Source organism: Mycobacterium sp. 4858 (assembly GCF_900240975.1).
Classification (GTDB): domain Bacteria; phylum Actinomycetota; class Actinomycetes; order Mycobacteriales; family Mycobacteriaceae; genus Mycobacterium.
This window is the reverse complement of the sequence record NZ_LT968776.1, coordinates 2,207,704-2,221,649: the sequence shown is the minus strand read 5'-3', so window position 1 is coordinate 2,221,649 and position 13,946 is coordinate 2,207,704. Positions and strand designations below refer to the sequence as shown.

Annotated in this window: 10 protein-coding genes and 1 pseudogene; 3 read left to right on the top strand and 8 right to left on the bottom strand. The window is 69.6% G+C overall.

The genetic code is table 11. The features are described from left to right. Window positions 1-25: 25 nt before the first annotated feature. The 3 genes from C1737_RS18920 to C1737_RS18910 all read left to right on the top strand — a co-directional run bounded on the left by C1737_RS18920 (window position 26) and on the right by C1737_RS18910 (window position 2,943). Complete coding sequence (locus C1737_RS18920; protein ID WP_082972685.1) at window positions 26-928, top strand: ParA family protein; 903 nt, start codon at window positions 26-28, stop codon at window positions 926-928. A gap of 23 nt (window positions 929-951) precedes the next feature. Continuing rightward, window positions 952-1,935: a ParB/RepB/Spo0J family partition protein gene (locus C1737_RS18915; protein ID WP_102419195.1), complete on the top strand. Its 984-nt coding sequence runs from the start codon at window positions 952-954 to the stop codon at window positions 1,933-1,935. 255 nt (window positions 1,936-2,190) lie between these two features. Continuing rightward, window positions 2,191-2,943 carry an acetyltransferase gene (locus tag C1737_RS18910; RefSeq protein WP_068093523.1) on the top strand — a complete coding sequence of 251 codons (753 nt, stop codon included), beginning with the start codon at window positions 2,191-2,193 and terminating at the stop codon, window positions 2,941-2,943. On the opposite strand, the gene C1737_RS18905 is transcribed toward C1737_RS18910, so the two are convergent. The 8 genes and pseudogenes from C1737_RS18905 to C1737_RS18870 form a co-directional block, all read right to left on the bottom strand. Then, entirely contained in the window at window positions 2,940-4,160 is a 1,221-nt protein-coding gene (locus C1737_RS18905) for an N-acetylmuramoyl-L-alanine amidase (RefSeq protein WP_102419194.1), read from the bottom strand. The genes C1737_RS18910 and C1737_RS18905 overlap by 4 nt on opposite strands. A 135-nt stretch (window positions 4,161-4,295) precedes the next feature. Beyond that, window positions 4,296-4,649 carry a thioredoxin gene (gene trxA, locus C1737_RS18900; protein WP_068058520.1) on the bottom strand — a complete coding sequence of 118 codons (354 nt, stop codon included), beginning with the start codon at window positions 4,647-4,649 and terminating at the stop codon, window positions 4,296-4,298. After that, window positions 4,646-5,653 (bottom strand): thioredoxin-disulfide reductase, encoded by a 1,008-nt coding sequence (gene trxB / locus C1737_RS18895; RefSeq protein ID WP_102419193.1) that lies wholly within the window; start codon window positions 5,651-5,653, stop codon window positions 4,646-4,648. The genes trxA and trxB overlap by 4 nt, the downstream gene beginning before the upstream one ends. 90 nt (window positions 5,654-5,743) lie before the next feature. Continuing rightward, window positions 5,744-6,422 (bottom strand): annotated as a pseudogene (locus C1737_RS18890) (hypothetical protein). After that, window positions 6,415-7,026, bottom strand: a complete 612-nt coding sequence (gene sigM, locus C1737_RS18885) for an RNA polymerase sigma factor SigM (RefSeq protein ID WP_102419192.1) — start codon at window positions 7,024-7,026, stop codon at window positions 6,415-6,417. The pseudogene C1737_RS18890 and the gene sigM overlap by 8 nt, the downstream one beginning before the upstream one ends. A 68-nt stretch (window positions 7,027-7,094) precedes the next feature. Further along, window positions 7,095-10,718 carry a murein biosynthesis integral membrane protein MurJ gene (locus tag C1737_RS18880; protein ID WP_233214789.1) on the bottom strand — a complete coding sequence of 1,208 codons (3,624 nt, stop codon included), beginning with the start codon at window positions 10,716-10,718 and terminating at the stop codon, window positions 7,095-7,097. Continuing rightward, on the bottom strand, window positions 10,715-13,105 hold the full coding sequence (locus C1737_RS18875; RefSeq protein ID WP_102419191.1) for a hypothetical protein: 2,391 nt from the start codon (window positions 13,103-13,105) through the stop codon (window positions 10,715-10,717). Before C1737_RS18875 ends, C1737_RS18880 begins: the two co-directional genes overlap by 4 nt. Next, window positions 13,102-13,836: an NUDIX hydrolase gene (locus tag C1737_RS18870; RefSeq protein WP_067925321.1), complete on the bottom strand. Its 735-nt coding sequence runs from the start codon at window positions 13,834-13,836 to the stop codon at window positions 13,102-13,104. The genes C1737_RS18875 and C1737_RS18870 overlap by 4 nt, the downstream gene beginning before the upstream one ends. Window positions 13,837-13,946: the final 110 nt, after the last annotated feature.

Genomic DNA, 13,946 nt, shown 5'->3' with positions numbered 1-13,946 from the left:
CGCACCCGACGCCGCACCGCCACCTATGCCGATCGTCGATCCCGCAGCGAATGTTTCACGTGAAACAGCGGACGAATTCGATACGCCGATCGGCGCCGCGGCGGAACGGGCGATGCGGGTTTTGCACACCACCTATCCGCCCCTGCGTCGGCCGAGGCACCGCCGGGTGCTGACGGTGGCCAATCAGAAGGGCGGCGTCGGCAAGACCACCACCGCGGTGAACCTCGCCGCCGCCCTCGCGCTTCAGGGACTCAAGACGTTGGTCATCGACCTCGACCCACAGGGCAACGCGAGCACGGCGCTCGGAATCACCGACCGGCAGTCGGGCACGCCCTCGTCGTACGAAGTCCTCATCGGCGAGGTCGCGGTCAAGGACGCGCTGCGGCGCAGCCCGCACAACGAACGCCTGTTCTGCGTCCCGGCCACCATCGACTTGGCGGGCGCCGAGATCGAATTGGTGAGCATGGTCGCCCGTGAAAACCGGTTGCGGACCGCCCTGGCCGACCTCGACGACCTCGACTTCGATTACGTCTTCATCGACTGCCCACCGTCTTTGGGGTTGCTGACGATCAACGCACTCGTCGCCGCGCCGGAGGTGATGATCCCGATCCAGTGCGAGTATTACGCGCTCGAGGGCGTGTCACAGCTGATGCGCAACATCGAGATGGTCAAGGCGCACCTCAATCCGCGGCTCGACGTGACCACCGTCATCCTCACCATGTACGACGGCCGGACCAAGCTCGCCGACCAGGTGGCCGAAGAGGTGCGCCGATACTTCGGAACCAAGGTGCTGCGGACGGTGATCCCACGCAGCGTCAAGGTCTCCGAGGCACCCGGGTACAGCATGACGATCATCGATTACGACCCCGGCTCGCGCGGGGCGATGAGCTACCTCGACGCGAGTCGCGAACTCGCCGAACGTGATTGACCACCATCCGTGAAGGGACGACCATGACGCAGCCGTTACGCAAGAAGGGCGGCCTCGGCCGGGGCCTGGCTTCGCTGATCCCGACCGGTCCCGCCGAGGGGGACTCGGGTCCCGCGACCCTCGGTCCGCGGATGGGCGACGCCGCAGCGGACGTCTTGATCGGCGGACCGGGACCGGACCTGGCCCCGGCCGGCGCGGTCTATCGCGAAATCGCACCGGCCGACATCGAGCCCAACCCGCGCCAGCCACGGCAGGTGTTCGACGACGAGGCGCTCTCCGAGCTGGTGCACTCCATTCGCGAATTCGGTCTGTTGCAGCCGATCGTGGTGCGCGCGGTCCCGGGCGTCAAGACCGGTCCGCGGTATCAGATCGTGATGGGGGAGCGGCGCTGGCGGGCAGCCCAAGAGGCCGGGCTGGCCACCATCCCCACCATCGTGCGCGAGACCGGTGACGACAACCTGCTGCGCGATGCCCTCCTGGAGAACATCCACCGGGTACAGCTGAACCCCTTGGAAGAGGCGGCGGCATACCAGCAATTGCTCGACGAGTTCGGCGTCACCCACGATGAACTCGCGTCGCGCATCGGCCGCTCGCGGCCGTTGATCACCAACATGATCCGGTTGCTCAAACTGCCCATCCCCGTGCAGCGGCGGGTGGCCGCCGGCGTGCTGTCGGCCGGCCATGCCCGCGCCCTCCTCTCGCTGGAAGCCGGGCCCGAGGCGCAAGAGGAACTTGCCAGCCGCATCGTCGCCGAGGGGCTGTCGGTGCGGGCGACCGAGGAGGCGGTGACGCTGGCCAACCGCGCCGGCACCAGCGCCCCGGCGCCCCAGCGGCGCAAGCCGATCCAGATGCCGGGGCTCCAGGAAGTCGCCGAGCGGCTGTCCAACGCCTTCGACACACGAGTGACGGTGAGCCTGGGCAAGCGCAAGGGGAAGATCGTGGTGGAATTCGGCTCGGTGGACGATTTGCAGCGAATTATCGACATGATGACCGCCGCGCAGGCCTGACCAGCCATACCCTGTAATTACGTCACTGTGACACCGAAGCGGCAAACAACGGGCGTTCTCTGCCGTAGGATTACGAAAACGCATGCGTTCCAAAGATTTTCGGTAACGAACCGGTGGGGACGGTAACGCTTCCAGCGTCGTGGGGCCGTGATCGGCGCCTCGACGGCAAAGCTGGCCCGATGGCGACCCACTCTCTTATCCTGGAGAAGTTGCCGGTGCAATTGGCTGCAGTACCGCACAGGAGCCAGGAGGCTAGTGTCCGCTCGAATCACCCCGCTGCGCCTCGAGGCCTTCGAACAGCTTCCCAAGCATGCTCGCCGCTGCGTGTACTGGGAGGTCGATCCGGCGACGCTCGGTAACCAGGACCATCTCGCCGACCCGGAATTCGAGAAGGAAGCCTGGCTGTCGATGGTCATGCTGGAGTGGGGCTCGTGTGGCCAGGTCGCCACCGCGCCGTCGGACGAGCGGAGCCAAAGCGAGCCGCCGTGCCTTGGCTATGTGTTCTACGCGCCGCCGCGGGCGGTGCCACGGGCGCAGCGCTTTCCCACCGCGCCGGTCTCCGCGGATGCGGTGCTGCTGACGTCGATGGGCATCGAGCCGGGGCAGGACGGCGACGATCTTCCGCACGGCCTCCTGGCTCGGGTGATCGACGAGCTGGTGCGGCGTGGTGTCCGGGCACTGGAAGCCTTCGGGCGCACACCGGCGGCTTCGGAACTGCAGGATCCGCTGGCGGCGAGCCCGGACGTGCGGCCGGTGCTGGAGGCCGTCGGTGACTGCTCGGTGGACCACTGCGTGATCGACGCGGAGTTCTTGCAGGATGCGGGTTTCGTTGTGGTGGCGCCACATCCGTACTTCCCGCGGCTGCGGCTCGAGTTGGACAAGGGCCTGGGCTGGAAGGCCGAAGTCGAGGCGGCTTTGGAACGCCTGCTGGAGAACGCGCAGCTGCAAGAGCCGGTCGGCGCCGGTTCAGTGGCGGGAAATACGTTGCGCGGGGCCGAAATCGGCTAGGAGCCGCCGAGCTGGCTGGTCCGCTCCACGGAAAGTTCGTGGGCCAGCAGTTCGGCGAAGGTGAACGTGCCCGTGGGGCGGTCGTTCTTGCCCAGCAGGTACAGCCGCTTGACCGCGGCGAGAATCCCTTCGGCGATGGCATCCCGCGTTTGCGTCGAGATCAACATCGCGCGGTCGTGCGGATTGGTGATGTAACCGACGTCAACCTGCACCGTCGGCATGCGGGTCAGGCGTAACAGGTCCCACGTCCGGCCATGCGTGCGGCAATCCCGTAACCCGGTGCGCGCCACGACTTCTCGTTGGATGAAGTCGGCCAGGTTGCGCCCGATCGTGGACACCGACCCGTGCGAGTTCCCGAAATGAAAGGAGGCGACGCCATTGGCCGCGGGGCTGGGCTGGTTCTCACAGCGCAGGCTGATCATCAGATCGGCGCCGACGTTGTTGGCGGTGGCGGCGCGTTCGGCGTCGGACGGGCTGCGGTTGACCGGCCGCGACAGGAAGGTTTCCATCCCGATGGCCGTCATCCGCCCCTCGAGCCGGCTTGCCAAGTCCCACAACACATCCGCTTCGCTGACCGGCCCTGCGGGGCCGTGCATCAGCTCGCCGAGGTCGGTGCCGCCGCGGCCGGGGTCGATGATGATCCGCTTACCCGACAGCTTGGGGCCCGATCGGCGGACCAGTTCTTCCTCGCGGATCGCATGCGGCGAGCCGCCCGTGACGCGTGAGCTCAGAAAATACAAGGAGCGCAACGTTTCTGGCCCACAGATGCCGTCGGCGGCCAGCCCGTACTCGCGTTGGTACGACATCAGCGCGTTGTGGGTCTGCAGCCCGAAGTGCCCATCGACCAGTCCGGTGTAGAAGCCGAGGTCTTGCAGGCGGGCCTGCAGGGTGGCGACGTCGTCGCCGTAGAGCGGGGCGCCGAATTGGTGATACAGGGTGCGCGCACCGAGCCGGTAGGAAGCCTCCTTCAACGCCCGATACGTGGCCTCGCCGACGATGCCGTCGACCAAGAGCCCGCGGTGCTGCTGGAAGGCGCGCACCGCCTGGTCGAGTTCGGTGTCGAAGAGTTCGGCGGGAACGTGCCGGCCGGTCGCGAGGTCGTCTTCAAGGCTGTCGAGCAGCCCTAATGCGGCCAACGTAGCCCGGATTTCGGTCACGGCCGCACTGCGGTCACCACAGCGCAGCGCATCGCCGTATTCACGGCGCGGACTCGACATACCAAAGGCCCTCCGGGACACACTGACAGGCTCGCATCTGGGCAACAGCTAACCGTTATTGTCGCAGACGCATCGCAGATTCGGGAAAACCCCAGGCCGAACGTGGGGAGGTGGTGCGGAGAATTCAAACCGCGATCAGCTGAGGTTGGGCACCGCGTCCGAGAGTTCACGCAGCAGGGCGGCCTTGCCTTTGGCGCCGACGATCCGCTTGACCGGCTGGCCGTCCTTGAACAGGATCATCGTGGGGATCGACACGACTTGGAAGTCACGTGCGGTCACCGGATTGGCGTCCACGTCGAGCTTGGCCACGGTGAGCTGCGCGGCCCGCTCGCTGGCGATTTCTTCGAGAACCGGCGCCACCATCTTGCAGGGCCCGCACCATGTCGCCCAAAAGTCAACCAGCACAGGCTTATTGCTGGACAGCACCTCCGTGGAGAAGGATGCGTCAGAGACTTCGATTGTGGCCCCGGCTTTTTCGGCATCGGTCATTGAGGTGCTCCAATCATCTCGGTACTGCCAGGAAATTCGGTGGCGTCACTCTGGGCGGCCGAACTCGATTCGACGTGGTCGGCCAGCCAGCGTTCGGCGTCGATGGCCGCCGAGCAACCACTGCCGGCGGCGGTGATGGCCTGGCGGTAGGTGCGGTCCACCAAGTCGCCGGCGGCGAACACCCCCTCGATCGAGGTGGCGGTGGTGCGGCCCTGGACCAACACGTAACCCTCGGGGTCGGTGTCGAGGAGGTCGCGTACCAGCTCCGAGCGTGGGTCGTGGCCGATCGCCACGAAGACACCGGTGACCGGCAGGGTGGATTGCTCCCCGGTGACGGTGTCGCGCATCCGCAAACCCGTCACCGTCTGATCCCCGTCGACCCCCAGCACGGCCTTGTTGGTCAGGATGGTGATCTTCTCGTTCGCCCGGGCGCGTTCGAGCATGATGCGCGAGGCGCGGAATTCGTCGCGGCGGTGCACCAGGGTGACGCTGCGCGCGAACCGGGTCAGGAAGGTGGCTTCCTCCATCGCCGAGTCGCCACCACCGATGACCGCGATGTCTTGATCCTTGAAGAAGAACCCGTCACAGGTCGCACACGAGCTCACGCCCCGCCCCAGCAGCTCCTGCTCACCGGGCACCCCCAGGTAGCGCGCCGCCGCGCCCATGGCCAAGATCACCGACCGGGCGCGGACGGTCTCGCCCTCGGCGGTCGTGACCGACTTGACCGGCCCGTCCAGCGACACCGACTCGACGTCTTCCATCCGCAGATCGGCCCCGAAACGCAGGGCTTGTTCCCGCATCTGATCCATCAACTCCGGGCCGGTGATGCCGTCGCGAAACCCGGGAAAATTCTCCACCTCGGTGGTGGTCATCAACGCCCCACCGAACGACGTCCCCTCGAACACCACCGGCGCCAGCTGCGCCCGGGCCGTATACAGCGCCGCGGTGTACCCGGCAGGCCCCGAACCGATGATGATCACGTCGTGCACAGTGTCGGCGGTCATAGAACCCTTCCAAACGATCGTCCCTGGATTTCTACAAACGCCAGCGTAGGCACCGCTGTTCCCCGGCGCGTCGGACACCCGTGCATCACCCTAAGGGCCCGGGACCTGGGTGCTGGCCAACAAGCCGGTATCGGCGGCGTTGCAGTTGAGCGCGACGGCGTAGACCGCGAGGGTGTGCGGACTGTCACCGGGCACCACCAGCACGACGCCGGGGCGGGCGTTGATCTCCACCCGGCGCGCGCCCAGCACCTGTGTCGCCGACGGATAACCGAGACCGGTTAGGCATGAGGCGCGCCGGGCCGGGTCGCCGAGCGGGCCGTAGTCCGCGGTTTGGGTGAGCAGGCCGAGGATCTCCTGCTGCGACAGAGGGATCACCATGGGCGGCGTGGACACCGTGATGCGCCGCGGTTCCCACGCCGATCGCCGCGAGCATCGCGGCGACGCCGGCCACCGCGGCCACCACGCGCCCGGGCCGCGCCCGCGGCCGAGCCGAGTGCGCGGCGGGCGGGCCCGCCTCCGCGGATTCGAGCGCCGCCGAAATCCGGGCGGTGACCTCCGGCGCGACGTCGGGTGCCGGTTCGGCGCCAAGGGTGGCGACGTCGCACCGCACTCGATTGAGGGCGCGCAGCATCTGCTGGGCCTCCGGGTCGTTGCGAACCCGTTGGCGCAGGCGGGCCGCGGATTCGTCGTCCAGCAGGCCGGCCTGCAGGTCGGCAAGAAGCTCGGCCGTCAGGGGCGGTTCGTCGGCTTGGTGGTCGGCTTCATCCATCCGCCCCAGTGTCCGTCATGCGCTGCTTGACGGCCACGGGCGGGGCCGGGTCGGAGACGGTTTTGAGGTAGCCGAGCAGCTCGGCGAGGCGCACCCGGGCCCGCGCGCAGCGGCTCTTGACGGTGCCTTCGGCGACGCCCAGCAGCGCGGCGGTGTCGGCGACCGAGTAGCCCTGCATGTCGACGGCCACCACGGCCGCCCGCTGCTCGACGGGAAGCCGCATCAAGGCGCGCTGCACCACCATCGCGGTCTCGACCTGGGTTGTCCGATCGGGCACCGGGAAGACGTCCTCGAGCGGGACGGTGGGGTGGGCCTTCGTGCGCCGCAACCGGTCCAGACAGGCGTTGACGACGATGCGGTGCAGCCAGCTGCCGACGGCGGCGTCATGCCGGAACGCGCCCGCGCCGCGGTGGGCCGAAAGCATTGCGTCCTGCAGCGCGTCCTCGGCATCTTCGGGCGTGCGCGTCGTGAGGCGGGCCAGCCGGTGCAGCTGTCGTTGGTGGCGAAGGAACAACTCCCGGAAGGCGTGACGGTCGCCGGCGACGTGGGCTGCCAGCAGCTCGGCGTCGCTACGTTCGCGCTGAATGTCTCCCCGGGAGCCCACGGCCGGACAGTATCCAATCGGCTGCGGGGCGGCACTTCACCGCGGCACGGCGGTGTGAGCGCCGTCCGTCAGGACGCGGCCTGGACCGTGATCTCGAAGAAGCCCGCCTGGCTCTTACCGTTCGTCGTCCCGAGGGTGGAGATCCACACCAGCAGGTTCGACGTGGGGGAGCCTGCCCGGACCGGGATGACGTTGTGGCCGGGCTTGAGCGTGAAGGCCTGCGCGAGCACGGTGGTGTCGTTGAGGGTGGCCGGCGACGCCGTCGCCGACGAGCGGATCTCGACCTTGGTACCGGTGCTGGGCGTGTCGATGGTGACCTGTCCGACCACGGTCGGGTTGGGCAGCTGCAGCATCAGGCCTTCGCCCTGCTTGAAGCTCGGGAACGGGACGGCGTCGGTGTAGACCTCGGTCGCCCAGGCGGTGGACGGGTCACCGTCGATGGCCTGGCCGGCCGTGCCCGCGTTGTCGGCATCGCCGTCGGGGGAGTAGACGGTCGCCTTGATCGGTTTGACGATGCTGCCGGAGGCCGCGGAACTCGGGGCGGACGACGAGGTGGACGAGGAGGGGCCGTTGAGCCCGAGCTCGTCCTTGTTCAGGCCGCCGCCGACGTTGCCGAAGATCTTGCTCACCACCGACGCCAGGACCAACAGCGCTACCACGATCACGACGAGGCCCGCGCCGACGCCGATCAACACGTTGCGGCGCCGGCGCGCCAGGATTGCGCCTTCGTCTTGATCGGGGGCGACGCGGGGGGCGGCCGGCGACGGCGAATCATCGATCGGGCCCAGCACCTCGGTCCGGTCGGCCACCGCGGTCGCTTGCTGGAGCAAGTTCAAAAGCGTTGAGGCGCTGCGTATCCCGCCATCCTCTTGGACCGCCCGCACCGCGACGGCCGAAATCTGGAAGGGGATCTCGCGGTCGATGACCATCGGTTCGACCGGCTGGCCCGCCGAGTCGCGCTCGGCCGGGGCCAGGCCGCTACGCACGCTCGACTCCGTGAGCGGCCAGCGATTGACCAGCAAGGCATACAGCGCGGCGCCGATACCGCGGATGTCACCCTGCGGGTTGGCGTCGGGCATGGTCGCCGGGTAGGCGAGTACGACGTCGCCCTCGATGCTGACGCGAACCCGGCTCGGGTGGTCGATCGACAGCGCGACGCCCGCCCGGTGGGCCGCGTCAGCGGCCGCCGCCAGCGACTGCATGGCCCGCACGGCGCCGACCGGAGACGGCGCGGTGTCGGCCACCTCCTGCAGCGAACCGCCCCGCACCCACTCGGAGACCACCAGGCCGCCGTGGCCGGTGTGGACCACGTCGAGCACCCGGGCGATGCCCGGCTTGTCGATGCGGCTGAGCCGCAGGGTGCGGGACAGGATCTCCTGCAGCACGTCGTCGGGCAACGCCCCGTCGGGGTCGACGAAGGTCAGCGCGACCTGTCGGTCCAGGGCGGTGTCCAGGGCCTGCCAGAACTGCAGGGGCGGGGCGCCGCCGTGGAAGACCAACAGCCGGTAGCGGCCACCGGCGATGCGGGCCCCGGGGACCAGATGGACGTCGTCTCCGGGCGGATCCCCTCCGCGGTCGCGGGGCGCGTCGAACGGGGCGGGCCCGCGCCGCGCGTCATGCGCGACGTCGCCGTTGCGCTGGTCGGACGGACGCGACGTCGGCGGCTCGGGCTCACGGCCGGCCGGGATGTCGGGTTGGAAGTCGTCGGCGACCGGTCGTGGCAGCTCGGCACCCGACGCGGCGCTCTCGACAGGGCGGTCGGTCACCTCCGGTCCTTTCGCTATCCGGGCTCGGGTTGCCCGCTCCGGAGGTCTGCGCCGGATCGGCTCCTGGACCGCATTTACCCCAGGCGGGGACGAATTCCTCTGCTCAGGGTACGTGACCGGGGACCGGCGAGACGATCGATCCGCTGTCACCGGTTTACGGGGAACCGGCATGCGGCCGCCGAGGCGGCGCCGGACGGCGTCCAGGGCGGCCTGGGCCTCCGGGACGTGTGCGCGCAGCATGACCGCGGCCATGATCGGCAGCATGATGACCGCCAGGATGAGCAGGCGCAGTAACGAGCCCGCGCCGCCGCCGTGCGCGGTCAGCAGATCGAGCCGCAGCAGCCGGTCGGCCACGTGGGCCACCAGTCCGGCCAGCATGGAGGCGGTGATCGTCACCAGGATGGTGCGCAGCTCACCCCTGCCGATCAGGTGGCCGCCGGTGGGCAGCAGGGTGTGCCGCAACAGGAGGTAACCGATGATCGCGCCCGCCACAAAGCCGAGGCCGTTCGCCAGCCCCAGGTATCCGGCCACCAGCTTGGGGTCATGGGTGCCGTGCGGCGCCAGCACGGATCCGACGATCTTGACGGCCGTGATGACGAGGATGATCACGATCGGCGTCCAGGGCTGCTCGCGTGCGTAGAAGACGCGCAGCTGGAGCAGCACCAGGCCGTAGGGGATCAGCGTGAACGCCGACAGGGCGATCGCGGCGCCCAGGTACCCGGCGTCGACCCCACCGAAGTGGCCATAGGCGAACAGTGCGCTGCCGATCGCGGGACCGCCGACGGTCATGAAGGCCACGATCGGGATCAGCGTGATCAATGTCAGGCGGGTGGCCAACGACAGGTCGGCGAGCACGGCCGCGGTGTCGTCGGCGGCGGCGTTGCGGCTCAGCCGCGGCATGACCACGGTCAGGACGGTGACGCCGATCATGCCGAACGGCAGCATGAGGACCAGCCAGGTGTAGTTGTAGATCGCCGGGCCGGAGGCGGCGGCCGTGCTGGCGATCTGGTTGCCGACCACCAAGCCGAGCTGGCTGATCAACACGTAGAGCACCATCGCGGCGGCCATGGTGCCGAAGCGCTTGAGGCGGTCGTCGATTCCCCACAGGGGGCGTAGGTCGATGCGTTGTCTGCGCAGCGCCACCAGCAGGACGGCGGTTTGCGCGAAGACGCCCAGCGTGGTGCCGATGCCGAGGACCAGCAGCTTGGTGTTGCCCATCCGGACGGGGTCGACGGAGAGTTCGCCGGGGACGGCCGCGTACACCGCGAGGGTCGCCAGGGCGACGACGTTGTTGACCACCGGCGCCCAGGCCGTAGGCCCGAACACGTTGCGCGTGTTCAGGATCGCCATGAATACCGACGTGAGCCCGTACGCGAGCACCTGGGGGAGCAGCAGGTAGGCGAAGGCGGTGGTCAGCGGCTCGTTGACCTGCGGGTCGCGGCCGAGCATGAGCCGCACCAGCAGCGGCGCGGCGAGCACGGACAATACGGTCGCCACCAGCAGCAGCGCGGTGGTCAGCGTGACCAGCCGGCGCACGAACGCCGCGCCGCCGTCGGGGTCGCTCTGCTCGGCGCGGGCCAGCACCGGCACGAAGATGGCAGTGAAGGTCGCCTCCAGCACCAGCGCGGCCACCAGGTTCGGTAACTGGTTGGCCACCGAGAAGGCGCTGGACAGCGCGGCGCCGAGGATGGCCGCCAGCAGCACGACCCGGGCGAACCCGGTGAGCCGGCTTACCAGCGTGGCGAAGGCCATCGCCCAGGACCGCGACACCAGGGCGGCGTCGGACAGCTCGGGCCGCCGGCGATCGACGCCCGCGGGGACTGGAGGTAGGGGACCCGTGGGCGGCGAGCCGGGAACCCGGGGCCGCCGCGGCGGCTGTGGCAGGCGGTGCTGTCGCTGTGCGGCCTGCCGGTCGACGGAATTCATACTCGGTGCTCTTGTTCGACCCGATCGTCGGCCTTCGCGTGCAGGCCCGCGGATCCGGTGCCGGGTGGGTCGGGCCGGTCGAGGTCGGCCCGGTCGGGCTGGCCGCGGAAGCGGTGCCAAAGGCGGCGTCCGGCCAGCAGCACCAGCACGGCCGCGGCCGTCATGGTGATCGCGAACAGCACCTTGCCGTAGGCGTTGGAATGCACCGACAGGCGCACCGGTTCGCCCAGCCGCAGGCCGTCGGGGGTTCGCAGCGTCACGTCGATGGCGACCCGCTGGGTGAAGTTCACCTCGATCGGCACCCGCAGCGGTAGGTACCCCGGCGGCAGTTCGATCTGGCCGACGTCGGTGACCGTCATCCCGGGCGGGGCGTCGACCTGCAGGCGCACGCGAATGGGAACGGCCAGGCCGTTGTGCAGCGCGAGCGGCAGTGGGCTGTGCTCGGTGGCCAGGGTGTAGGAGCCGCCCGGGTTGACGATGGTCACCGCACCGAAGAGGTCGTTGATCGTCTTGCCGACGACGCCAAGGCGTTGCTGGGCCATCCCGTTACGGGTGTCGGGCGGCTCGGATTGGCTCAGCGCCCGCAGCATGTCCTCGCGCAGCGGGGCGGTGTACTGGATGCCGGTCAGCCCGGTGCGTTCGTCGGTGCTCAGCGCCGACGTCAGGCCCCACAGCCGGCCGACCTGGCCGGCGATCGCGCCGGTGACGTCGTCGCCGAATCGCCCGCGGGCGGACGTGTAGGCGCCCACCGTTTCCGGCTGATCGGCGTGGTCTTGTCCCGCCTGGTTGGCCTCGGCGATGACCGCCGGCAGCGGCCGGGGAACCGCCAGTCCCGACCGGATGGCGGTGGTGAGCGCCGTCAGGATGACGTGGGCGTCGTCGGCCTGCAGGTTCCACGTCGCCGGTGGGACCAGAAGCTGCGTACGCGGTGCGTCGTCGTGGCGCAACGCGTGCCAGAACATGGAGCCCAGGGCGTCCTGGCGGCGCGCGGTCGCCGAGTCGTGCGCGAGGCGCACGGTCAGAGAAGGGTCCAGGTAGGTCGGGACGGCCGGGGAGCTTCCCGCGCCGGCCAGCGCGGCGCCCACCGCCGGGTCGAAGGGGGCGACCACAACCTGCGGGGACAGCCGCCGCGGCACGGTGTCGACGGCGCCGTCGGAGGATCCCTGCGCATCGGCGGACAAGTCGGCGGCGGCGACGGCGACGGTGCTTTCGTTGGCGCCGAGCAGGTTGACGGCGCGGTTGGTCAACGGGCCGTCGGGCAGCAGCGTGGCGCCGCGGGCGGAAGGCACGTCCAGGATGCGGTCGACGATGCTGTTGACGGCGGTGGTGGCGGCGGCGCTCAGCCCGCGGTCGTTCACGCGTTGCAGGGCGTCCAGGTCGGCCTGGGCGTAGGGGAGCGGCGCGACGCAGGTGCGGTGAGCCAGCGCGCGCAACCGGTTGAGCCACTCCGTCGCCGCCGTTTGTCCTCCGCCCGGATGCGTCGGGGTGCCCGGAAGTTGGGCGGGACCCTCGGGCGAGTCGGACACCACGTAGCCGGCAGTCATCGCGTTGACCGTGACGAGCAGGTCGGGGTCGACGGCCAGGCACAATGCGCGGCCGACGGCCCCGTCGGGGTCGACGTCGTGGCTGGTGGCGACTTCCGCCGCGGAAAGCAGGATGTCCAGCCGGCCGCCGCCGGCCAGGGAGGTGGCGAGGTCGTCGTCGACCAGGCGCACCGGGATGGTGCCACCTGGCACGCCGGGGGCCAGCCTCGGCCGGTCGGCCAGCGGCCAGAGCATGGTGAGCCACACGGGTTTAGAGGTATCGGGCGCGACGGCCGAGACCAGATCGGCGCCCTGGTCGGGTGGTATGCCCACCGCGGGCAGCAGGAATCGTGCGTTGTCGAGACGGGCGGGGGCGCCGTAGTCGGGCGTGCCGTTGACGTTGACCAGGACCGGGTAGATGCCGGGTTTGTCGATGCCCAAGGACTGCTTGGTCAACGAGCGCAGCGGCGCGGACAGCGTGAAGCCGACTTCCTGACCGCGCTGGAGCTCGGGAGCGACCGTGAGGAAGTCGGCGGCCGGTTGGTACTGGTCGGTGTCGCCGTCGAGGGTGGTTCGCAGGCTCGCGGACGCGGTGACCGCTCCGGCGTGCTCGAGGCGGACCATCACGTCGCGGACGGGGCGGTCGCCGATGTTGGTCACCATGCCGCTGACGGTGACGACGGGCGGGCTGGACGTGGTGACCACGTCCGGGGTGACCTGGTCGATCCGGACCCGGACGAACGGCGTCACGCCGGGTTCGCCCGCGGCGGCGCGCGGCATGACAGGCGCGGTGAGCATCGCGAAGCCGGCCACGATGCCGATCACCGCCGCGAGGCGCAACAAGCACAGTCGGGAAGCCGTCACGGCCCGGGCCCGTGGCCGTTCTTGCGGCTGGTGTCCGGCTTGTCGGCGTGCCGGGCGCGCGAGTGTGTTTGCGGGCGGCGCCGCGGAGAGGTGGGTGGCAGCGGCGGCAGCGCGGCCGGGCCGTCGTTCTGCAGCTTGTCGATCAGTTCGTCGGCCACGCGGGCCAGCCTGCGTTCGTCGGCGTAGGCCAGTTTCGACGGCAGCTCGTGGATGGGCACCCAGGCCACCTCGGCCACCTCGAGGTCCTCGTCGCACAGCTCGCCGCCGGAGAAGCGCATGAGGTAGTGGTGCACGGTCTTGTGGACCCGGCGGCCGTCGGTGACGAACCAGTAGTCGATGCGTCCCAGCGCGGCCAGCACGCTGCCGCGGATGCCGGTCTCCTCGGCGACCTCTCTTATAGCGGTCTGTTCGGCGGTCTCACCCATTTCGATGTGGCCCTTGGGCAGCGACCACAGCATCCGTCCCCGCCGATCGACGCGGCCGATCAGCGCGGCGACCTGGGAGTGACGCGGGCCGTCGAGGCCGTCGATGACGAGTCCGCCGGCGGAGGTTTCGTGCACGGTGCGTAACCGGTCCGGTCCGCGGCGAGGCGAACGGGATCGGCGCGATTTCGTCGTCGTCGAGTCGGCGGGCGTTTGACCGTTGGTCTGGTTCTCGGTCGAACTCGCAGCGCCACGACCGCGCCGCCGCCCCCGGCGTCGACGTGGCTTGTGTTGTTCGCCGTCCGACACCCAAGCGATAGTAGCTGGCACGACATCGTCTCCCAGGACATACTCGCCGCTGGGCGGGCCCGCGCGGGCGCAGGGCAGTCGTCTCGCGATCCCGCCTACTAGGCTGACCG

Coding starts and splice junctions, on each gene's coding strand:
- C1737_RS18915 (WP_102419195.1), top strand. CDS start 952: ATGACGCAGCCGTTACGCAAGAAGGGCGGCCTCGGCCGGGGCCTGGCT.
- C1737_RS18905 (WP_102419194.1), bottom strand. CDS start 4,160: ATGTCGAGTCCGCGCCGTGAATACGGCGATGCGCTGCGCTGTGGTGAC.
- trxB (WP_102419193.1), bottom strand. CDS start 5,653: ATGACCGCCGACACTGTGCACGACGTGATCATCATCGGTTCGGGGCCT.
- C1737_RS18880 (WP_233214789.1), bottom strand. CDS start 10,718: ATGAATTCCGTCGACCGGCAGGCCGCACAGCGACAGCACCGCCTGCCA.
- C1737_RS18920 (WP_082972685.1), top strand. CDS start 26: ATGCCGATCGTCGATCCCGCAGCGAATGTTTCACGTGAAACAGCGGAC.
- trxA (WP_068058520.1), bottom strand. CDS start 4,649: ATGACCGATGCCGAAAAAGCCGGGGCCACAATCGAAGTCTCTGACGCA.